The sequence below is a fragment of the Colwellia sp. C2M11 genome (genome assembly GCF_018860915.1).
In the GTDB taxonomy this organism is placed as follows: domain Bacteria; phylum Pseudomonadota; class Gammaproteobacteria; order Enterobacterales; family Alteromonadaceae; genus Colwellia.
In genome coordinates this window covers 168,485-192,181 of sequence record NZ_JAHKQD010000047.1, presented here as the reverse complement: position 1 = coordinate 192,181, position 23,697 = coordinate 168,485, and the positions used below count along the sequence as shown (strand labels likewise).

The following is a 23,697-nucleotide window of genomic DNA, read 5'->3' as shown; positions in this document are numbered from 1 at the left end:
AGTTAAACTATACAGTTATAATTTTTGAACTATCATTTAAAGCATTCCATGAGCAAAAAAAGCTATTTACTGGCGCCAACTCTAGCTAAAAATAAAACAACTAATACAAGTACCACAGTTGACAGAAAAACTTGGCACAATTTGCAAGGCTCAAGTGCGAGTATTGCTTTGTATCGAGGAGCGTTAACAAGTGATGTTCCAATATTATTACTCACTCATGACACGCCTTCTGCACTCAAACTAGAGCAGGAGCTACAAAGTTTATCGCAAGACGAAAATGCATTATCGATTTGCTTATTTCCTGATTGGGAAACACTACCCTACGATACTTTTTCTCCTCATCAAGATATTATTTCTCAAAGGCTAGCGACTCTTTACCAATTGTCCCGCATGAAAAAAGGCATTGTTATTGTGCCTGTAACAACATTGGCGCAAAGGCTAGCACCTAAGAAATATATAGAAGCAAATAGTTTAGTCATTAAAAAAGGTGATAAGAAAGACTTACATCAACTTCGACAAGATCTAGAAGCAAGTGGTTACCGCTGTGTTGATCAAGTTATGGAGCATGGTGAGTTTTCTGCTCGTGGTGCTATTTTAGATCTATTTCCTATGGGCAGTAATACCCCATTTCGTTTAGACTTTTTTGATGACGAAATTGATGAAATCCGTTTGTTTGATCCTGAAAATCAACGGTCAAATGAAAAAGTAGACAATATTGATTTATTGCCCGCTCATGAATTTCCAACAGACAAAGAGGCCATTAACTTATTTCGTAGCCAATATCGTGAACTGTTTAAAAGCTCGATTGATAAGGAGTCTATCTATCATCAAGTAAGTAATGGAATTCTTCCTCCTGGGATAGAATATTATTTACCGCTTTTTTTCAAAAATGAAAGTACTGAAGATTGCACCGATACGCTTAAAAATACCAATACACTGTGTGATTATTTAATGCCTGATACGCTAATTGCTATTTCAGGTGATTTAGAAAAATCATTAAAAAAACACTGGCAAGACATTGAATATCGCTATGAAAATAGACGCTACAATCCTACTCGACCTTTATTACCACCAGAGCAACTATTCTTAAGCAAAGATGAGTTATATAGCGCATTAAAGCCATTTGCACGTATTACTATAAAATGCTGTGAAGAAGAAGCTCAACTAAGCACTGATGAAAATGACAATATCAGTGGTAGTATTGAGAACAAAAAACAAAAATCGAGTGCTATTTATTTCGATGTTAATGCCCTGCCCGATCTGACTATTGATCATAAGTTAAAACAACCTTTTGAATTAATAAATAACTTCATTCAGTCAAAAGAGACACCCAATAAAATTTTATTTATCGCTGAGAGTCAAGGTCGACGTGAAAGTGTTTTAGAGTTACTCGCACGTGATAATGTCAAACCCAGCATTTTTAATACTATTGAAGACTTTATTGAGTCAGATGAATTATTAGGTATCAGTGTTAATGCACTTAACCAAGGTTTTAGTTTTCAATCAAAAAGCAGTGCAAAGAAAAATGCGATTGCTTTAATTACTGAAGCTGAGTTATTAGGCGATCATGTTCGCCAATCAAGACGACGTAACAAATCACAAGAAATTGAAACTGACGCTATTTTCAAAAATTTAGCGGAACTTTCTATCGGTCAAGCTGTTGTACATATAGAACATGGTATCGGTCGATATTTAGGTTTACAAACACTAGAAACCGGTGGCATAACCACTGAATTTTTAATGCTTAGTTATGCTAACGACGCAAAACTCTATGTACCTGTTGCCTCTTTACATTTAATTAGCCGCTATTCAGGTACCGACGCTGAGCATGCTCCTTTACATAAATTGGGTACAGATACTTGGAGCAAAGCGAAACAAAAAGCAGCTGAAAAAGTACGTGATGTAGCAGCTGAATTACTTGATATTTATGCCAACCGCGCAAACAATACCGGCTATGCTTTTAAGCGAGATAAAGATGATTATTTAGCCTTTAGTGATAGTTTTGGTTTTGAAGAAACATTTGATCAGCAACAAGCGATAAATGCCGTTATTAGCGATATGCTGTCTGCAAAAACAATGGACAGGTTAGTATGTGGTGATGTCGGCTTTGGTAAAACCGAGGTCGCAATGCGCGCCGCTTTTGTGGCGGTAAATGATGGTAAACAAGTTGCCATACTAGTACCCACTACGCTGCTTGCCCAGCAACATTATGAAAGTTTTCGCGATCGTTTTGCGAACTGGCCAGTTTCAATCGAAGTATTATCTCGCTTTAAAACAGCAAAACAACAAACTGAAATTATAAAACAAGTTGAATCTGGGCAGATAGATATCTTAATAGGCACTCATAAACTACTGCAAAACAGTATTAAATATAAAGACTTAGGATTGTTGGTAGTAGACGAAGAGCATAGATTTGGCGTAAAACAAAAAGAAAAAATTAAACAACTACGTAGCAATGTTGATATTCTTACCTTAACTGCAACCCCTATTCCTAGAACACTTAATATGGCAATGGGTGGCATGCGTGATTTATCAATTATTGCGACACCACCAGCAAAACGACTAGCTGTTAAAACTTTTGTTCGCCAGCATGATGATGCCTTAATTAGAGAAGCGATTTTACGAGAAACATTACGTGGTGGTCAGGTTTACTATTTACATAATCATGTCGATAGCATAGAAAAAACCGCCGCAGATATTCAAGCACTAGTACCAGAAGCTAGGGTTATTACTGCTCATGGACAAATGCAAGAACGAGAACTTGAACGTATCATGAGTGATTTTTATCACCAACGGTTCAATGTTATCGTTTGTACGACCATTATAGAAACAGGTATTGATGTACCTAGTGCAAATACCATTATAATGGATCGAGCTGATAATTTAGGGTTAGCTCAATTACATCAACTACGTGGCCGTGTTGGTCGTTCGCACCATCAAGCCTATGCTTACCTGTTAACACCTCACGAAAAACGCATGACTAAAGATGCGAAAAAACGTCTTGAAGCTATCGCGTCATTAGAAGATTTAGGTGCTGGATTTACATTGGCAACACATGATTTAGAAATACGTGGCGCAGGGGAATTACTTGGTGAAGATCAATCAGGATCCATGAGCCAAGTTGGCTTCAGTTTATATATGGAAATGCTTGACCATGCGGTAGAAGCCCTAAAAGATGGTAAGCAATTATCATTAACACAAGTCACCGCAAAACAAACTGAAATAGAGCTACGTTTACCTGCCCTTATTCCTGAAAGTTATATTTTTGATGTAAGTATACGATTAAGCTTATATAAACGTATCGCTAGTTGTAAAAATAAAAATCAACTGGATGATATTCAAGTTGAGTTAATCGATCGCTTTGGATTGTTACCACAAGCAACGAAGAACTTAATTCAAATAGCTAAAATACGCTTGAAAGCTCAAACTATTGGTATTTCACGTATTGAAGTCAACGAAAAAGGTGGATCAGTTGAATTCAATGACGATACCAGCGTGGATCATATGTTGATCATTGCCTTAGTGCAAAAGCAACCAACAACGTATAAAATGGTGCCTCCTAATAAGCTTAAGTTTAGTCGAGCAAGTGAAGGTGAACAAGCCAGGTTTAGCTTAATCACCACTTTATTAAATGATCTAACCACAGCTAAATAAAGATAACTTAAAATAATTGGACTATTAATGAAAGTAAATCCAGCTTTTTTCTATTCACTATTTGCTCTTGGCATCTCAACAGTAACCATGAGTTCAGACGTGTACGCTAAAAATAAAGCAGCAGATGAACGTTGGTTTGAAGTTGAAGTGATACTTTTCCAACAATTAGGCAACAAAAACGAATTAAAAGAACAATTTCCTGAGGATATTGACGTATCCAGTTTGCCTAATTACCAAAAATCTTTTGATTTATTAGGGCCTCACATCCAGCCCGATTTAACAAACATAAAACAGTTCTTGCCACTTTGCTCTAAAGAAAGTGAAAATAATATTCAGCCAGTATTGTTACACCCTCTTAAACGTACTAATGCTACTTTTGATAAAAAAGTTAATCAACTTACACAAATCACCGCGATTAATACATTTGAGTTAAGAGAAAGAGCGGATATCTCTTCTCAAAATTTACTATTCGACAACTTAACCCATAAACTTTTATCTACTGACACTATATGTGCTATTTCTCAGCAAGAAATGGAAAGATTATTTGATAAAGAGCAGCTCGCTAATATGAATATAAATTCAGTCGAGATAAATGCGCTGCCAAATAAGTTGAATGCTTTAGGTATACACAATGAATACAACCCTTACTTAATTGCTGATGAATCTTTACTATTAACTGATATTAGTCAGCGACTACGCTGGAGCAAAACATTTAAACCGCTACTACATTTTGGCTGGAGACAAGTTGGCGTAACGCAAAAAGATGCTATTCCACTTAAGTTATTTGCGGGTCAAAATTTAGCGCATGAATACCAAAAAGCATTAGAAGAATATCAACTTGAGGTTGAGAAAGAAAAACTATTAGAAGAAAACTTAATTAATCAACTAACTAAAACACAAAACTCAACACTGACAACAGAGTCGACTAACATTGAAAGATCTCGTAATAATCAGCAAGTCTTAAACCAAATATTTACACGTTTTAATGCGTTTAGTCGAGAGCCTATTGATATAGATACAATTAATAAGACAGTTAACCAAGTTAACGAAATGGATTTGGAAACTATTATAGCCACCAATTCTGTAGAGACTATTGTCAACAAACAACACTCAGAACTAGGTACCCCACTCAAGGCACCAATTCAACCTTGGTTCTTAGATGGTTTTCTTAAAATACACCTAGATCATTATCTTTATATAACTGCTGATTTCAATGTATTTAATGAAAGTGATCTTGAAAAAATAATTAAAAATGTGCCAACTAGTAGTAATGATAGTACAGCAAAACTTATTAACTTTAGCCAAAACCGTCGAGTAATAACAGGTGAAATACACTACTTTGATCACCCTTACATTGGCATGATAGTACAAATAAGACGTTTCGATCCAACAAAACCAGAAGGTGAACAAGTAAGCCAAGCGATAAAATAGCCTTAGCAAGCAACTTCTTCATAAAAATCATATAACAATTAGCTTTAATAGGAATATCATGAACAAAGAAACTGAAATTCAAGCTGCTGTCTTTCGTCGTTTATTAGCTCATTTAGATAGTAGAAAAGATGTACAAAACATTGAACTGATGAATTTAGCGGGTTTTTGTCGTAATTGTTTTAGTAAATGGACAGTAGCTGAAGCAGAAAAACTTGGTGTTTCAGTCGATATCGATAGCGCACGAGAACAAGTATACGGTATGCCTTACAGTGAATGGAAAGAAAAATATCAGCTGCCAGCTACCGAAGAGCAACTTGCTAAATTTAATAAAGGTTAACGAAACAAATTAACGTTATCAAGAATATAAAGTACTCGTTAATTTACACTATTAAACTCATGATAATTTTCTGAAATGATTAGCCTCAGAGAATTATCATTTTATCACCTACTTATCAGCATCTTTATCGATAATGGCAATACAAACAGCTCTTGCTTCTAACTCGATAGGCACGTTATTTAAAGTTTTTAAAATTAATAATTACCGCTCTTAGGACGTAATAACTTGTTACATCTAATAAGTTAAAAAAATTCAATTGTTCTTTTTTTGTACTAGTAAATTAAATTTAAATAGATAAAAACACGCAAAACAAATATAACTAATTGATTTTTATTTATTTTTCACTAAGTTTAATATTTAAACAACTAGTAACGAAAACTTTACTACCTCCAAAACAAAGTAACATATTGATTTTTATATATTTATCATAATTTAACATGCTAATTTTACTTTTTCTAAGTTTTTTTATTTAAGTAAATGATACTATATTAAAGTAAAGTTAACTTGTAACCAGTTGATTTAAAATAAAATTACCCGCCCTTCTCCGCTTATCCTTTTGTTGAATTTAAATGTTACAATTAGTGTTGCCTTATTAAGCGCTAAGTACTAGTATTTTAAAGGTTAGTTCCTGCCGTTAGAGCAAAATAATATTAGGATTAACACTTTACTTAAACACTGCAAGTAACCACGTTAGTGGTTCAGGGAGAAAATATGTATAACAATACTAAAATAGCGAAAGCTGTTCGTTTGGCCGTAATGTTCGGTGCAGGCGCAACGGCTGCAATGAGTTCAACCTCATTTGCTGCTTCTGAAGAAAGTGCAGAACAAATTGAAAAAATCGAAGTAACTGGTTCTCGCATTAAACGTGCAAATATCCAAAGTACAAGCCCTATTACTACAATATCCGCTGAAGATATTAAAGTTTCTGGTATTACTCGTATCGAAGATGTATTGAATGAAATGCCGGCTATTTTTGCTGACCAAACATCTGGTGTAGCTAATGGCGCAACAGGTACAGCAACGGTTGATTTACGTAATTTAGGCTCTGTACGTACCCTAACATTAATGAATGGTCGTCGATTACCATCAGGTTCACCTGCAGCCGGTGGTACTGGTGCTGATATTAACCAAATTCCAGCAGCGCTAGTAGAACGTGTAGAAGTTTTAACCGGTGGTGCTTCTGCTACATACGGTTCAGATGCTATTGCTGGTGTTGTTAACTTTATCATGAAAGATGATTTTGAAGGTGTTCAATTTGAATACCAAAACAGCTTCTATCAACACAATAATGACCATAGCGATATGCAGCGTGCTGTATCTGAGGCTGGTTTCCCTTTACCTTCAAGTAATGTAACTGACGGTGATACTAACGATTTTTCATTGATTATCGGTGGAAATACTGCTGACGGCAATGGTAATGTTACGTTATATGCTACATACCGTGATATTAAAGCAGTAACACAAGATAACCGTGATTACAGTGCTTGTGCAATGGATATTGATGGTAATGGTCAGCGTGTTTGTGGTGGTTCAAGTACTATACCTGAAGGTCGTTTTACCGATTTTGCTACTTTTGATTACATAGTTCAAGGTACTGATTTTGTAGATCGCAACGGTCTCTTATATAACTACGGTCCTTTAAATTATTATCAACGTCCAGATAAACGTAAAACCTTTGGTGGTTTCGGTCATTATGAAATTAATGAGCATTTTGAAGTTTATGCTGAAGCGAGTTATATGGATGACCGAAGTGTTGCACAGATAGCGCCATCAGGTGCGTTTTTTGTAACTGATAGCTTAAATTGTGATAACCCACTTTTATCAGATCAACAATTTGATGCAATTTGTGGTAGCCAAGGCTTAACCGCAAGCGACAGTCAAACCGTTTATATTGGTCGTCGTAATGTTGAAGGTGGTCCTCGTCAAGATGATTTAAGACATACGTCTTCACGCTTTGTTCTTGGTCTACGTGGTTATATCAATGATGACTGGTCTTATGATGCATCAGTAAACTTTGGTTCAGTTGCTTATTTAGAAACTTACCGTAATGAAATGTCAATAACGAACATTAAGCGTGCGCTAAATGTTAAAGATGTTGATGGCGTAGCGACGTGTCAATCTGTTATTGATGGTTCAGATCCTGATTGTGTACCATGGAATGTATTTGAAGAAGGTGCTGTTACTCAGGATTCCCTAGACTACCTAATTAAAAACTTATACTCTCGTGGCGATACAAAAAGTACACAAATGGTTGGTTTCGTATCGGGTGATTTAACTGAATCTGGCTTTATGGTACCAGGTACCACTACTGGTGCTGGTGTTGTATTTGGTTATGAGTACCGTAAAGAATCATTAACTCTTGAACCAGATAATGGTTTTACTTCAGGTGATGGTGCTGGTCAAGGTGGCCCAACTGCCGGTGTTAAAGGTGAGTACTCAGTAACAGATTTATTTACTGAATTTAATTTACCACTAATTGAAGATGCTAAGTTTGCACAAGAGTTAGGTGTAGAGCTAGCATATCGTTATTCAGATTATTCAGTAGAAGGTACTACTGACAAGTCTACAGATACTTATAAAGCAGCACTTAACTGGACTGTTAACGACGAAGTTCGCTTCCGTGCTAGTTACCAACGCGCAGTACGTACAGGTAATGTACGTGAATTATTTGCACCAACATCAATTGGTTTATTCAACTGGTCAGATCCTTGTGGACCTAACCCTACGTTAACGGAAGAGCAATGTGCACGTACTGGTGTTACAGCTGCACAATATGGTTCTTCTAGCTTAGAGAGTCCTGCTGGTCAATATAACTCTGTTTCTGGTGGTAACCTAGATCTTAGACCTGAAAAATCAGATACGGTTTCATTAGGTTTAATTTTATCTCCTAGCTTCCTTGATGGATTAGATATCACATTCGATTACTTTAATATTCAAATTGAAGATGCGATTCAATCGAAAGGTGCTGCTGTTGTTCATAACGAATGTGCGGTTGATAATCTTCAATCTTCATGTGACTTAATCAACCGTAATGCAAATACAGGTGCATTATGGGTTGGACAAGATAGCATCATTGATACTAATAGTAATATCGGTTTTATTGAAACTTCAGGTATTGATGTTGATGCTTCTTATGAACTTTCTTTAGATGATATGGGTGAGGTTCGCTTCAATTTTGTTGGTACATACTTGATGCAACTTGATACGCAAAATACTCCGGGTATTGCTATTGACTCTTGTGAAGGTTACTGGGATCGTTCAGTGTGTGGTTCTCCTTCTCCTAAATGGCGTAGTAACTTACGTGCTGCTTGGATAACTCCGTGGGATGCAACAGTTACAGCAACATGGCGTTACTTTGGTGAAGCTGAAGAATTCACTCGTAATGCTGAATCAAATACTATTGAAGCAGGTCCAACTACGTTAGGTGCTCAAAACTACTTAGATCTTGCAGCATCATTTAACACGTTTGAACATGTAACAATACGTTTAGGTGTAAATAACCTTCTTGATAAGGCGCCACCAATGGTACCAAATGCACCATCAGGTAGCGGTAATGGTAATACATTCCCTGGCGCGTATGATGCACTAGGTCGTTTAATTCATGCAGGTGTAACAATTAGCTTCTAATTGTCGTTTGTTTGTAATTTAGATAAAAGGGCCAATATTACATTGGCTCTTTTTTTATATAATCATATATACTTTATTTCGTTTATTTTAATAAGTGCTTTAAAATAAACGAAATAAAGTAAAGTTACTTACTCATTAAATTTTAATTATGGACTTATGAAAGCTGAAGTTACAATCGAATATGCTTTACGGCTACTAAATTCAAATAAATTAGACCAAGGCCAAATGGCACTTGAAGATTTATTAATACAAGATCCTACCAATATCCAAATACACCAGTTATTAGTAAAACTTGGTTTCACTAATAAAAATTATAAATTAGCTGAAAAACATTTAATTAAACTGCTAACCTTTCAACCCTTATCCAAAAACTATTTTAATACCTTAAGTGAGCTCTATAGTGCTCAGTCTCGTTGGCAAGATCTAGCAAACTTATATGAAAAACAATCAAAAAGTAACATTGCTAATGCCACAACTTTTTTCAATTGCGCCTATTATCAAAAGCTTTCGGGTAATTTTGAGCAAGCCATTATTTTTTATAATAAAGCATTAGCCATTGGTATTGATAAAGATTATGAAGTATCTTTAAATGTAGCAACCATTCTCAGTGAACACTTATCTGAACCAGATAAAGCCATCGATATTCTCACTAAAGCTATTGTTAAGCATCCTGAACAAGATTCTTTATGCTACAACTTAGCCAATTTATATGAACAATTAGGTAATAGAAATAAAGCGCTATATTACTTTCAGTTAGCTTGTACAATCAATCCTAAAAATTATACTGCGCTAGCTAGACAAGCTGATCTTTATAAAATTGAAAATCAAGAGCACCCACTAATTAATCAATTAAAAGATGCTTTCTTAAGCTCTGATATTGCTCAGTCAGATAAAATCAATGTTGGTTATGCTCTAGGAAAGGCTTTTGATGATTGTAAAGCTTATGATCTTGCGTTTCATTATTATCAACAAGCTAATGAATTAGATAAAAAAACGCTACCGTCATACGATGCTATAAAGTTTGAACATACAGTAGACAGTATTATAGCTACTTTTAATAAGCAGTGGTTTTCTACTGTAGATAGCACAGAGTCTAGCAGCACTTCACCTGTTTTCATCTGTGGTATGTTTCGTTCAGGTTCAACACTTTGCGAACAAATATTAGCTGCACATTCAGGTATCAGTATTGGAGGTGAGCAAGAGTTTTTTCATCGTTTAATGTTTAATAATTACCCTGATTTTCCACAAAATGTTCTTGAAGATATACAGGTAGATCGAAAAAAAGATAGATTACTTTCAGAATACTTAACGGAAATTAACCGCTTTAAAAACCAAGGTGATCAATTAACTGACAAACGACCAGATAATTTTTTATACTTAGGGATAATTAAATTACTTATGCCTAATGCTAAAGTTATATGGACTACTCGTTCAATACTAGATAATTGCTTATCAATTTATTTTCTGCGTTTAGGATCTTCTATGGCTTATGCGACAGAGCTAAAAAATATTATTCATTTTTACCAGCAACAAGAAAGGTTAATGGCACATTGGCAGTCATTATTTCCAGAAGATATTTTAACATTTAATTATGACAATCTAATCCAATCACCTAAAGAGCAAACCCAACGACTGCTTTCATTTATAGGGTTACCTTGGGAGGATAACTGCCTTAATTTTCATCAATATAAAAATCAAGTTAAAACAGCAAGTGTTTGGCAGGTAAGAAGACCACTATATAATAGCTCTTCAGGTAGGTGCAATAATTACCAAAAGCATTTAGAGACTTTATTCCCCTTAAGTTCACTAAAGAGTATTAAGTAATCAGAGCTTGGCTTAATAATATCAACAATATTAGGTGTAAAAACTCAGTATGCTCTAAATAAAATAATAACTCTGTCAACGTAGAAATATACGAGAGAGTTATTATTGCTATTGCCCTAGTAAGTGAATATTACCAACCACCATCACCACTATAAAAAGATGTATTTTTTATTACCTGCTTATTATCAACTATATCGACAATATTAAAGCGAATATCATTTCTCCCATCGACTAAAGGCTGCTCAACAGCTACTGTTACTGATGATGTTTTCATATCCCCAGGTAAAACTTGTACCTTTGCTTGTCCCATAATACGAGCATGAGTTAAATCTGCGACAGCAATTTTAAAGGTTTTAGTTTCACTCGATTTATTTCTGATTTTAAAAACATACGTATTTTCGATATGGCCTTCATGGTTAACACGATACAATGCTTGTCGATCTCTAATAATATTCACTTCAAAAGATTGCCAAGTTAAAACCCACACCAGCATAGATAAAATACTTAAAGATACTATAGCGCCATAAACTATATGCCTTTTCCACCTGTTTTTCGGCGCTTGTTCATGAGTAAAAGAGATTAACCCTTTTTCGTAATTAAATTTATCCATTGTCATATCACACGCATCAACACATAAACCACAATTAATACATTCGTATTGTAAACCGTCTCGAATATCGATGCCTACCGGACAAACTTGAACACATAAATTACAATCAACACAGTCACCTAACGCTGCTGCTTTTTCCTGTGTGCGTTTTCTTTTACCTCGGCTTTCGCCTCGCTTAAAGTCATAGCTGACAAGCTTAGTTGATTTATCAAACATTGCAGACTGTATTCGTGAATAGGGACACATATGTAAACACATTTTCTCCCTTATCCAACCAGCGTTTATATAAGTACAAGCCATGAAAAATAAGACCCACGAAACAACCAATGAAGATGATTCTAATGTAAAAAAATTAATATAGAGTTCTTTAACGGGCACAAAATAAGAAATAAATACTAAGGCAGTAAACAGTGAAATAATCAACCAACAACAATGCTTAACGAGTTTTTTAACTAATTTATTAAAGTTTAATTTTTGTGCATTAAGATATTTACTATGATTATGAGAGCCTTCAATTCTGCGTTCAACCCAATTAAAGAGTAGCATCCAAATAGTTTGAGGACAGCTAAAACCACACCATATTCGTCCATAAATTTTAGTTATGTAAAATAGTAAAAACGCGGAAAAAATAAATACTAGGCAAAGAAGCAGCAAATCTTGTGGGAAAAGTGTTAATGAAAACAAAGAAACCCTTTGCTGTTCAAGATTAAAATATACGGCTTGAGAACCATGATATTCAATAAAAGGAATCAAAATAAAAATAGCCATTAAGGTAAAACTTAAATAACGACGAATTCGCTGAAAACGCCCTTTTTGTTCTCTAATATATATATTTTCATCAACTACTGATGTTTTACAAATAAGATTTTCTTTCGATAAATATGACGAATTCACCTTGCTACTCCGATAGTAAGTTACACGAAGCTTAGTTTAAATATTCAATCTGTTATTAATAGATACAAATAAATAAACTATAATAGGTACAGTTTAATTAATGATAATTAACTTATGACACAGTTTAAATATGAACAGCTAGCAAATACTTTAAAAGCCAGAATAGACGACAAAGAATGGTTAGCCTATGAAAAGCTTCCTTCAATTCGATCGCTAGCCCATTACTATGGTGTTTCAAAAATATCGGTTCAAAAAGCACTGCATACCTTAGAAGCAAGAGATATAGTTTTCGTAAAGTTTAAATCTGGTTATTATGTATCCCCCGTTAACCAAAATCATAATATACATATTGAACTAAAAAAAATTAGCCAACCTAAACTTGTTGATGTACCTGAAGTGTTTTATGAAATAATGGAACGAAGTGCGGCTTTTGACATTACGCCTCAACACATAAATAACGAACAAGTATCGACTAACTTATTGTTATTAAACAGACATATCAGTCGCGCTTTAAGACAAAAACCACAAAGTAATGCTTTGTATTATTCAGAGCCCCCAGGTGATCGCAACTTAAGACATCAAATTAGTAAGCATTACCGAAAACGGAATCTCAATATAACAGAAGAACAAGTCTGCATTACTTCTGGTTGCCAAAATAGTTTGTTTTTAGCGCTTATGGCAACTTGTGAAGCTGGGGATATTGTTGCTATTGAGAGTCCTGCATTTTATGGCGCCTTACAATTATTCCAGCAATTAAAATTAAAAGTCATAGAATTACCTAGCTCTCTTACCACTGGCTTAACCGTTCAATCGTTACAAAAAGCAGCTGAAGAGTGGGAGATTAAAGCCTGTATTTTAACTCCTAATTTTGCTACACCAACAGGCGCTTTGATGCAAAATAAGGAAAAACGTAAACTCGTTGCGCTCGCCGCAAAGAACAATATCACGTTAATTGAAGATGATATCTATGGTGATTTAGGATTTCATACCACTGTCGAGCCACTTAAAAGTTATGATACACAAGGAAATGTTATACTTTGTAGCTCATTCTCTAAAGCACTATCACGAGATCTACGCATTGGTTGGATAATAACGAATAAGCATTACAAAAAAATCGTTCATTTAAAATTAGTTAATCAACTCTCTACTAGCCAAGCAATTCAAAACGGCTTAACAAGTTTTATGGCTGAAGGAAGTTTTGATCGGCATATTTATCAATACCGCAAAACTTTACTAAAACAGCGTGATCAATTAATTAATGGCATAAAAGATAACTGGAAAATACCGACTAAATTTATGGTACCTGATGGCGGCCTAACAATCTGGATAGAGTTACCGCCCGAAGTTGATACATTTGTACTTTATAATCAAGCAATATCCGAAGGCATTATTATAACGCCAGGAAAACTCTTTTCTACCACTAATAAATTTTCAAATAATCTTAGATTAAGTTTTGCACATCCAACAACAGGATCTCGTTTACAAGCACTAGTTAGATTAGGGGAATTATGTAAGGAATTAACCAATACCCGACAAAAATATTTACCGGAATATAATGGTTGAGCCAAATCTTTGCTATAATTGCTGATATGACATCTATGTCAATATCAAGCGCTGTTTTTTATAAGAAATATCTGTGCTTAAGGTTAAATACAAAGAATTTTTTGTTAACAAGAAGAATTCACCTCCTATATTAAGTGCGGATATTACTGATGAAAACTGGCTCTCATAAAATAATTTCATTTATTTTAATCTTAACATTGATAACTATCACGATTTTTTACTATCCATTTAATACCGGACGTGACATAGCTGAAAGACACTCCCCCCTAATTAACGCTGCTATAAAAATTAAGCTTGAAGTAAGTACTGCACACTTGTGGTTTGAAGAAGTTATTAGTGGTGATAAAAATGTAAATATTGAAACTGTCTGGCTCCACCTTGATCAATCAGAATGGTACGCCAAAGCAATGCTTGATGGCGCCACTTACGAAGAAACCGTATTCATCCCCTTAAACGATGCCAATTTACGTACACAAATTGAAAAAACGATAGAGGATATTCATTATTTTCGCCAAATAGCACAAAAACGATGGGCATCGAAGTCAACATCTGGCATAGGGTCTGATTTAGATCAGGCGCTAGATCTCGCCTTTTCTAAACTGACCACATCTGCAGATAATATTGAGATATCATTAAAAAAGTCGATCGCCGCAGATATTAAAAAATTCAAAGAACGACAACTATTCATCACAATTTTTATTGTTATATTATGTACTGTCATAGGTGGATTATTCCTTCGTTATAATAACAAGCAACTAAAAAGTATTAATGCATTAAAACAAAATAAAGATAGTGCTCAAAAATCTCAACACCAACTACAAAATATCATTAATGGTGCAAAATTAGGATATTGGGATTGGAACTATCAAACAGGTGAAAATATTGTTAATGATGAATGGTTATCCATGCTTGGTCTCACTAGACAAGATATTACTAACCATATTAGTGATTGGGAAAAACTTATTCACCCAAATGATAAAGAGTACATAGAAAACATTATCCAATCTCGTATTGCATCAGGAAGCAACTACATGATTGAATTCAGAATGAAGCATGCCGATGGTAGATGGATATGGCTTAAAGGCTCTGGCTCTGTCATTAAATATGATGAAGACACTAATGAACCTCTTCAGATTTGTGGTACACATCATGAAATAACAGCGCGTAAACAAGCTGAATTACGCGAACGTTCACGCTCTTATGTCTTAGAACTTATTACAAAAAATGAGAAGCTTTCAGTAGTCTTAGAAGCTATTGTGCATGGTGTTGAGGAAGAAAACACAGGTATGCTTTGTAGCGTTTTATTACTCGATGAGGCCTGTAAACATCTATTAGTTGGAGCCGCCCCTAGTCTCCCCGACTTTTACAACCAAGCTATTCATGGAACTGAGATTGGCTTTGGGGTGGGCTCTTGTGGTACTGCAGTATTTACAAATAAGCGAGTTGTCGTAGAAGACATTCACCACCACCCTTATTGGACGTCGTACAAAGATCTTGCAAGCAAAGCAAAATTAAGCTCATGTTGGTCAGAGCCAATACGTACTACCCAAGGAAAGGTACTAGGTACTTTTGCCATTTATCATCGTACAGTCAATACACCAACAGAAGATAACATAGCTTTAATTGAACAATCGGCTAACTTAGCGAGTATCGCTATTGAAAAAAATCAAGCTAACTTAGCACTAAAATCAAGAGATGAACAAATGCGCTTGGTATTGGCAGGAGCTGAGTTAGGGTTTTGGGATTGGAATATAGTAAAAAGCACTGTTGAAAGGAATGAACGCTGGGCAACAATGTTAGGCTACACTCATGAAGAAATCAAACAAACCACAAATCAATGGTCTGACTTTATCCATCCTGACGATAGAGAAAAGGCCTGGCAATCAATTAATGACGTATTAGAGAGCCGTTCAAAATCCCATAGCCTTGAATATCGTATGTTAACAAAAGAAGGTGATGTTAGATGGATACATGATCAAGCAAATGTGATGCAGCGTGATATGGATGGTAAACCTTTACGTATGAGTGGTATTCATAATGATATTACCAATCGTAAATTAGCAGAAGAAAAGCTCAAACTCGCTGCAAGCGTATTCACTCATGCTCGGGAAAGCATCATTATCACTGACACAGCAGGCATAATTATTGATGTTAATGATACATTCACAGCAATGACAGGCTATAGCCGTGAAGAAGCCATTGGGCAGAACCCACGTATTCTAAAATCAAGTCGCCAGTCTTCTGAATTTTATAACAATATGTGGTCAACCTTAAACGAAGAAGGACATTGGCAAGGTGAACTTTGGAATTATCGTAAAAATGGCGACTTATTTGTTGAAATGAAAACAATAAGTGCCGTTCAAGATGAACAAGGAATTACTACCCATTATGTCGCTCTAGGCAATGACATTACGGCAATAAAGGAACATCAAGATCAGTTAGAACACATAGCACATTACGATATACTTACACGTTTACCTAACAGAGTATTACTGGCGGACCGATTATCTCAAGCGATGTTACATTGTAGCCGTCATGAAGAATCTCTTGCGGTTGTCTTTCTAGATTTAGATGGTTTTAAAGCAGTAAATGATACTTATGGCCATGATATCGGAGATGAGTTATTAGTTACTCTGTCTATTCGCATGCAAGAAGCGTTACGAGAAGGTGATAGTTTAGCGCGTCTTGGCGGTGATGAATTTGTCGCAGTGTTAACAGACTTAACACCATCAACTGCAGCTAACGATTGTGAGCCGGTATTATCACGATTATTACTGGCCGCTTCTGAGCCTATAACTATCCGTGACATTGTCTTAAATGTATCTGCCAGCATTGGGGTAACCTTGTACCCACAAGATAATGTCAATGCCGATCAACTGATGCGTCATGCGGATCAAGCTATGTATGTGGCTAAAGAATCAGGAAAGAATCGTTATCACTTATTTGATACAGCACAAGATGTTGCTGTTAAAGTGCAACGAGAAAGCTTAGAGGCAGTTCGCAGTGCTTTAGAAAATAACCAGTTTGTACTCTACTATCAGCCTAAAGTGAATATGAAAACAGGCACTGTAGTTGGGGTTGAAGCACTTATTCGTTGGCAACATCCTGAGCGGGGTTTACTAGGTCCAATAGAGTTTCTACCCGTTATAGAAAACAACCCCATGATGGTTGAGCTAGGGGAATGGGTAATTGACACTGCCTTAACACAAATTGGTGAGTGGCAAGCCATGGGACTGCAACAGCCATTTAATACCAGTGTTAATATTGCAGCGGTTCAATTACAACAATCAGACTTTACAGAGCGATTAACAAAGCTTCTTTCGAATCACTCAAATGTCGATCCTCGGTGTTTAGAGTTAGAAGTATTAGAAACAAGTGCTTTAGATGATGTCCATCATGTGTCAGCTATTATGTGTGCTTGTATGGCGCTAGGGGTAAAATTTGCGTTAGATGATTTCGGCACGGGTTATTCATCGTTAACTTATTTAAGACGATTACCAGCTAAAATCATTAAGATAGATCAGACTTTTGTACGCGATATGTTAGTTGATACAGATGATTTAGCGATTGTTGAGGGGGTAATTGCGTTAGCTAAATCATTCAAACGAGATGTGATTGCTGAAGGTGTTGAAACGATTGAGCATGGTACTGCGCTCTTGCAGTTGGGGTGTGATTTAGCTCAAGGTTATGGCATTGCTAAACCTATGCCGGCAAATGATATTCATACCTGGATTAATAACTGGAAACCAGATGTTAATTGGCAAAAGTAACTATTTAGTTCACCTTTCTGCCTAATTTTTTTATTTGATGAAGCATTGCTGTATTTTAAATAAGTACAATTATTCTTTTATTTTAATTAGCCCTTTTTCTAGTAGATTCATTGCTTTTATCGTATTTTTTGATTTGCTAAAAGCAACATAAATATCACTTGTGTGGTTAATAGTGCCTTTTTTGATATCGTTAAATTGAAGTCCCATTTCGTTTAACTTACTTTTAACAACTTCATCGAACATAATTGCCATATCTATTCGTTTGTTTCTTAGTAGTCCAATTAATTGTGACTGACTCGCTACTTTAACTTCTCTAAATCGACTTTTATAAATATCATAATTATCACCATATTCGTAACCAATAATGACTCCAATAGAAGTACCTTTAGGAATATCTTTGACTGAAGTAAAATTCAATGACGAATCATTATGATAATAAAATGAAGCACTAGCCTGTAAAATTGGAACATTACCGAAATTAAACATTGCTTGCGTGCTCTTTTGTTTTGTCACATTAAACGCACCATCTACTTGACCTTGCTCAGTCATTTTAAGTGCTCGAGCATATGGAACAGAAATAAACTCAACGTTAACATTAACCGCGTTATACGCTGCTATAATAATATTTTTAGAAAGACCATTTCCGTTCTTATCTGAATAAGGTGGCCAGCTATTTTCGACAGCTAAAACAATAGGCTCTATAGCCAGACAAGCTTTGCCTATAATTAATAAAACAATAGTGAACAAGTTTCGAATTAACATTACGAAGATAAGTTTTTCCAGACATAATAAAGAGTAAGTATAAATTAAAAGCGTTACGACTTCTAAAATTCATACTGTATTTTACGTTCTATATCAATATAGATTGTATTATCCCCCTTTATTTTCGAGACTAAGGTATCTAGCTCTTTAAAAACAATGTTAGTATATTTCTTAGCTTTGCCAGCATATATCAGGCTTCCAATTTTCACACCACGTTGGAATGTCAGCTCCAGGCATCGGCCTAGCAATGCCATAACCTTGGGCTAAATCACACCCCAACTGCAAGAGCGCAGTACCATGCTCAATCGTTTCAACACCTTCAGCAATCACATCTCGTTTGAATGATTTAGCTAACGCAATTACTCCCTCAACAATCGCCAAATCATCTGTATCAACTAACATATCGCGTACAAAAGTCTGATCTATCTTAATGATTTTAGCTGGTAATCGTCTTAAATAAGTTAACGATGAATAACCCGTCCCGAAATCATCTAACGCAAATTTTACCCCTAGCGCCATACAAGCACACATAATAGCTGACACATGATGGACATCATCTAAAGCACTTGTTTCCAGTACTTCTAACTCTAAATAAGATGGATCTACATTTTTATGCTCAGCAAGTAGTGCCGTTAATCGCTGCGTAAAATCAGATTGCTGTAATTGAATACCTGCAATATTAACACTGGTATTAAATGGCTGTTGCAGTCCCATAGCTTGCCACTCACCAATTTGTGCTAAGGCAGTGTCAATTACCCATTCCCCTAATTCAATCATCATAGACGTATTTTCAATAACGGATAAGAATTCTATTGGACTTAGCAAACCACGCTTAGGATGTTGCCAACGAATAAGTGCTTCAACCCCAACCACTGTACCTGTTTTCATATTCACTTTAGGTTGATAGTAGAGTACAAACTGGTTATTTTCTAAAGCACTGCGAACTGCCTCTAAGCTTTCTCGTTGCACTTTAACAGCAACATCTTGTGCTGTATCAAATAAGTGATAACGGTTTTTCCCTGACTCTTTAGCCACATACATAGCTTGATCCGCATGACGCATCAGTTGGTCGGCATTGACATTATCTTGTGGGTACAAGGTTACTCCAATACTGGCAGATACATTCAACACGATCTCGCCGATAATAATAGGCTCGGAGACTGCACGTAATAATCGTGTTAATACTGGCTCACAATCATCAGCTGCTGTTGATAATGTTAAATCCGTTAACACTGCAACAAATTCATCACCACCAAGACGCGCTAAACTATCACCTTCTCGCAATGCTTTTTGCATGCGAGCGGAAATAGCAATCAAGACTTCATCACCCATTTTATGGCCATAAGTATCATTTACCGCTTTAAAGCCATCCAGATCTAAAAAAACAACGGCAAGAGATTCTTCATGACGATTACAGTGCAACATAGTTTGAGATAATCGATCAGAAAGTAATACTCGATTAGGAAGGTTAGTCAATATGTCGTAATGAGCAATACGCTCTAATTGATCTTGATGCTCTTTTATTAAAGTAATATCGTTTCCTAAAGATACATAATGAGTTGTAACACCTTGTTCATCACGTACTGCGCTGACTGTTTTAATTTCAGCATATACTTCGCCGTTTTTACGACGTTTCCACATTTCGCCTGACCAATAGCCATCTTTTAATAACACTTGCCACATGTCAGCATAGTTTTGTTTTGCTTGTCTTCCAGGCTGAAGCTCACTTGGGTAATGCCCAATAGCTTCTTCACGACTAAACCCCGTTGTGGAGGAAAAGGTATCATTAACATCAACAATAATGCCCGTAGCATCAGTGATCATGATGCTTTCCCTAGCGTGTGTAAATACACTGGCAGCTAACTTAATTTTTTCCTCTACCAACTTACGACGAGTAATATCTTGAATTATGCCAACAACCCATAAAGGCTTACCTTGCTCATTATGCTCAAGAATAATTCCTCTATCCCAAATCCAAATTTGTTTATTATCACTTGGACGTATCATTCTATATTCAATACTATAAGGAACATTTTCGGTAACTAGCTTTTCAATAGCCTCATTGACTTTTTCTTTATCACCGGAAAAAATGCAACGTTGAAATTCTTCAAACGAATTCTCTAAATCAACAACACCTGTAATTTTTTCCCATCTTTTATTATGAAATACATCATTAGTTTCAGTATTCCAGTCCCACATTCCTTCGTGTGATACTTCTAAAACCCCTGCCAACCTTTTTTCATTTTTTTCAGCTTTATCTTTTAAGATAGTGATATCGGTAATATTATTGGCAATAATAACAACATTATCTTCCCCTTTACTGTTAACAAATGGGGTTTTTAAAGAAAGAAAATTGTTAATTTTTCCAGTTTTTATATCTGTAACATTCTCATAGACAACCTGGGGCTTTTTACTTTTAATAATGGCTTGTACACTTTCAGTGAAAAACTCTGTTTGCTCTTTATTACAGTTGAAATATGAGTCATCTTTGCCAATTAAATTCTGAGGTGTGGTATTGTAAAAGTCAGCAAGAGCTTTATTCGAAAAAATAAACTTACCATGCCAATTTTTTGCCATTATCGGCTCAGGAATAGCATTAATAATATCTAGCAAAAACCTAGTTTTTTCTTGTTCTTCTTTAAGTTGTTGCTGATAATTAGCTGCCATTCTAAAGAATTCCTTATTTTACTTAACAATTCAATGAAGCATATAAACTTAATTATAAAGTAATAATTGTAGTCAATTTTTTAAAATAAGTGACATTAAATTCAAAGTAATACTTCCACTTGCCAAATAAACAATTCAACTTGAACTCTGATTATTTAAGAAAACAGCGCTATTTCGTCTTCGGTTAGCGATCGCCACTCTCCCGGTGCTAACTCACCAAGTTCAATACCGCCAATTTTTTCTCGATGTAAACCTACAACACGATTACCAACAGCCGCAAACATTCGTTTTACTTGGTGGTATTTACCTTCCGTGATAGTGAGTAATACCTCACTCGTTGCGTTCTCTCGAGTATCAATTTCATCGTTACTTTCTGTACTGTTATGTTCCTCATCGTTATAAACTAACTCTAGAATCGCCGGACGTGTTAATGCCGGCTCTCCTTGTAGTTGAATACCTTGTTTAAATTGCTCAATTAATTCATCGGCTTGATGTTCAACAATTGCATTCCTAAGGCATACACGATATGTTTTTTGGCAATCTTTTTTCGGTGAAATAACATTATGTGACCATCTACCATCATCCGTAATAAGTACTAAACCTGTGGTATCGGCATCTAACCGACCAGCAATATGCAAATCAAATGCTTTATCAACATCAATAAAATTTAACACTGAAGGATAAATTTCATCCACGTTAGAACAAATAGAATCAACCATTTTGTGGAGCATAAAATAACGTGAAGTACGAGCAGTTAATACTTGACCATCTATGGTAATGGTATTGTTTTCATGTACCTGCATCGCTGAATTTTTTGCTACTTCACCATTAACACGTACTTCACCACTTTTAAGCAGTTTCTTTGCTTCGTTTCGTGTTAACTCCGTACTTTTACAAATAAATTTATCTAAACGCATGCTATTTCCTGGTAAATCAGCTTATGTCGATGTTTTGTTTGTTCAAACATATTAGTTTTAATGTTTTATCTCTTTCTAATACATAATTTTATTGCGCTATAAGTTTTAAATTATTCGGCTTCAGTCCAAAACCAATAACCTTGATCAAGTAACCCTACCATCAAAGTAACAAAGTGCTCATTTGTACTCCATGGCGCTAATTCACTTGGCGTAACGACTACCTGATTACATAAAAGTTTAATCACCGGCGCTATTTCACTATTAAAATTAATTTGCTCACCGTTGAGATAAAAAACGCCATCGTTTAACGTATCTTCAAAATAAAAAGCACGTAATCCACCTAAGCGTTTAATCGCATGAATAGCTAGAAGTTCACTAACTTCAGCTGCTTCAAAAGGCTCATCACTCGGCATTAGATCTAATTCATGTTTTGCATTAGTTAAAAAATTACCCACAAAATTTTTGAATAATTTATCGTCATCAAGTAAATTTTGTAACTGCTGTTTAATATTCGCATAATCACTATTAGTAATTTCTCCGCTATTGGTAATTGCTTTTCGCTGCGGGTCTTGAAGTAATTGACCACCTAATTCATTATCAATTAAGTGATCTGCAAAACCACTTAACAAGCTAATAGCAGAATTAGCACGAAAGCCTATTGAGAAACTCATTGATGGCTCTAAAGCAACACCTTCATGTGGAAAACCAGGTGGAATATATAAGATATCACCAGCTTCTAATTCAACATCGATAATCGCTTCAAAAGGCTCTACATGTAATAACGCTTCATGGGCAATAACTTCGCTATGTCGACCATTATCTCCAACTCTCCAATGACGCTTACCAGATCCTTGACAAATAAAAGTATCATAGTTATCAACATGAGGACCAACACTACCGCCTTCAGTAGCAAAGCTAGCCATTAAATCATCTAAGCGCCAATGCGGTAAAAATCTAAAGGGCTCTATTAATTCAGCTGCTTCTTCAGAAAAGTTATCTAGGGCTTGAATAACTAAAGACCAATCACGTTCACCTAAATGTTCATAACTTTCAAACGGGCCAAATTCGGCTTGCCACTCACCATTTTTTTTAGAGATCAGACGAGATTGCACCATTTCTTCCATCGCAATACCAGCAAATTCATCTGCTGCAATAGGGTCAACAAAATCTTTAAAACCTTGACGAATCACCACTGGTTTTTTCTGCCAATAAGTCGTTAAAAATTCATTTTTGCTCATTTGATTTAAATCTAAGTTATACATAATGCTCTCTAAGGTGTTTAAGTGTGGTTACTACTATTGGCTTACGCTTTATTATTGAGATTATACGGGGAAGTGAACCTAGTTTGAATGTTATTAAGTACAAAAAATTTACTTCCTTACAAAATTAGTTTTCTATTGTTACCTTTCCCACATAGATGCACCAATAAAGTAATAAATAAGTTACTTTTAAGGAATATACTTAATCAACAAGAATAACCCACCATTAAGCTTCTGTTACATTTGTTATTATGGGGCAGTCTTGCATCATAAACTAACAATTAACAACATAAAAAGTAATGAAAACAATTTAATAAATTGATTTTATTGACTTTATTAAATGGCACGAATACTGCTTCATTCTATAAAATATACGTTATTA

12 protein-coding genes are annotated in these 23,697 nt (G+C 35.4%); 7 read left to right on the top strand and 5 right to left on the bottom strand.

Translation table 11 applies throughout. The features are described from left to right. Positions 1–48 precede the first annotated feature (48 nt). From mfd to KO509_RS13540, 5 genes are all read left to right on the top strand, one after another. Positions 49–3,654, top strand: a complete 3,606-nt coding sequence (gene mfd, locus KO509_RS13560) for a transcription-repair coupling factor (RefSeq protein WP_215973790.1) — start codon at positions 49–51, stop codon at positions 3,652–3,654. Positions 3,655–3,681: 27 nt separating this feature from the next. Further along, positions 3,682–5,085, top strand: coding sequence for a CsiV family protein (locus KO509_RS13555; RefSeq protein ID WP_215973789.1), 1,404 nt, complete (start codon positions 3,682–3,684; stop codon positions 5,083–5,085). A 58-nt stretch (positions 5,086–5,143) separates the two neighbouring features. Then, positions 5,144–5,422, top strand: a complete 279-nt coding sequence (locus tag KO509_RS13550) for a DUF1244 domain-containing protein (protein WP_215973788.1) — start codon at positions 5,144–5,146, stop codon at positions 5,420–5,422. A 711-nt stretch (positions 5,423–6,133) separates the two neighbouring features. Beyond that, on the top strand, positions 6,134–9,049 hold the full coding sequence (locus KO509_RS13545) for a TonB-dependent receptor (RefSeq protein WP_215973787.1): 2,916 nt from the start codon (positions 6,134–6,136) through the stop codon (positions 9,047–9,049). Between the two features lie 156 nt (positions 9,050–9,205). Then, positions 9,206–10,873: a sulfotransferase gene (locus KO509_RS13540; protein WP_215973786.1), complete on the top strand. Its 1,668-nt coding sequence runs from the start codon at positions 9,206–9,208 to the stop codon at positions 10,871–10,873. Positions 10,874–11,003: 130 nt separating this feature from the next. Here KO509_RS13540 and ccoG read toward each other — a convergent pair whose 3' ends face one another. Then, positions 11,004–12,377, bottom strand: coding sequence for a cytochrome c oxidase accessory protein CcoG (ccoG, locus tag KO509_RS13535; protein WP_215973785.1), 1,374 nt, complete (start codon positions 12,375–12,377; stop codon positions 11,004–11,006). Between the two features lie 114 nt (positions 12,378–12,491). On the opposite strand from ccoG, the gene KO509_RS13530 reads away from it, so the two are divergent. Both KO509_RS13530 and KO509_RS18310 read left to right on the top strand, forming a co-directional pair. Next, entirely contained in the window at positions 12,492–13,940 is a 1,449-nt protein-coding gene (locus tag KO509_RS13530) for a PLP-dependent aminotransferase family protein (RefSeq protein ID WP_215973784.1), read from the top strand. 149 nt (positions 13,941–14,089) lie between these two features. Further along, a complete protein-coding gene (locus tag KO509_RS18310; protein WP_354668419.1) occupies positions 14,090–17,710 on the top strand; it encodes an EAL domain-containing protein in 3,621 nt (1,206 codons plus the stop codon). Positions 17,711–17,779: 69 nt separating this feature from the next. On the opposite strand, the gene KO509_RS13515 is transcribed toward KO509_RS18310, so the two are convergent. The 4 genes from KO509_RS13515 to KO509_RS13500 all read right to left on the bottom strand — a co-directional run bounded on the left by KO509_RS13515 (position 17,780) and on the right by KO509_RS13500 (position 23,318). After that, on the bottom strand, positions 17,780–18,472 hold the full coding sequence (locus KO509_RS13515; RefSeq protein ID WP_215973783.1) for a transporter substrate-binding domain-containing protein: 693 nt from the start codon (positions 18,470–18,472) through the stop codon (positions 17,780–17,782). A gap of 171 nt (positions 18,473–18,643) precedes the next feature. Further along, the gene (locus tag KO509_RS13510) at positions 18,644–21,139 is read right to left on the bottom strand and encodes a GGDEF and EAL domain-containing protein (protein WP_252727570.1); all 2,496 of its coding nucleotides are present in this window, start codon (positions 21,137–21,139) and stop codon (positions 18,644–18,646) included. A gap of 155 nt (positions 21,140–21,294) precedes the next feature. Then, positions 21,295–22,056: a pseudouridine synthase gene (locus tag KO509_RS13505; RefSeq protein WP_215973782.1), complete on the bottom strand. Its 762-nt coding sequence runs from the start codon at positions 22,054–22,056 to the stop codon at positions 21,295–21,297. A gap of 110 nt (positions 22,057–22,166) precedes the next feature. Then, positions 22,167–23,318 (bottom strand): cupin domain-containing protein, encoded by a 1,152-nt coding sequence (locus KO509_RS13500; protein WP_215973781.1) that lies wholly within the window; start codon positions 23,316–23,318, stop codon positions 22,167–22,169. Positions 23,319–23,697: the final 379 nt, after the last annotated feature.

Excerpts from the sequence above, each read along its gene's own strand:
- KO509_RS13510 (WP_252727570.1), bottom strand. The coding sequence starts at position 21,139 with ATGGCAGCTAATTATCAGCAACAACTTAAAGAAGAACAAGAAAAAACT.
- KO509_RS13530 (WP_215973784.1), top strand. The coding sequence starts at position 12,492 with ATGACACAGTTTAAATATGAACAGCTAGCAAATACTTTAAAAGCCAGA.
- KO509_RS13515 (WP_215973783.1), bottom strand. The coding sequence starts at position 18,472 with ATGTTAATTCGAAACTTGTTCACTATTGTTTTATTAATTATAGGCAAA.
- KO509_RS13540 (WP_215973786.1), top strand. The coding sequence starts at position 9,206 with ATGAAAGCTGAAGTTACAATCGAATATGCTTTACGGCTACTAAATTCA.
- mfd (WP_215973790.1), top strand. The coding sequence starts at position 49 with ATGAGCAAAAAAAGCTATTTACTGGCGCCAACTCTAGCTAAAAATAAA.
- KO509_RS13555 (WP_215973789.1), top strand. The coding sequence starts at position 3,682 with ATGAAAGTAAATCCAGCTTTTTTCTATTCACTATTTGCTCTTGGCATC.
- KO509_RS13545 (WP_215973787.1), top strand. The coding sequence starts at position 6,134 with ATGTATAACAATACTAAAATAGCGAAAGCTGTTCGTTTGGCCGTAATG.
- KO509_RS13550 (WP_215973788.1), top strand. The coding sequence starts at position 5,144 with ATGAACAAAGAAACTGAAATTCAAGCTGCTGTCTTTCGTCGTTTATTA.
- KO509_RS13505 (WP_215973782.1), bottom strand. The coding sequence starts at position 22,056 with ATGCGTTTAGATAAATTTATTTGTAAAAGTACGGAGTTAACACGAAAC.
- KO509_RS13500 (WP_215973781.1), bottom strand. The coding sequence starts at position 23,318 with ATGTATAACTTAGATTTAAATCAAATGAGCAAAAATGAATTTTTAACG.
- KO509_RS18310 (WP_354668419.1), top strand. The coding sequence starts at position 14,090 with ATGAAAACTGGCTCTCATAAAATAATTTCATTTATTTTAATCTTAACA.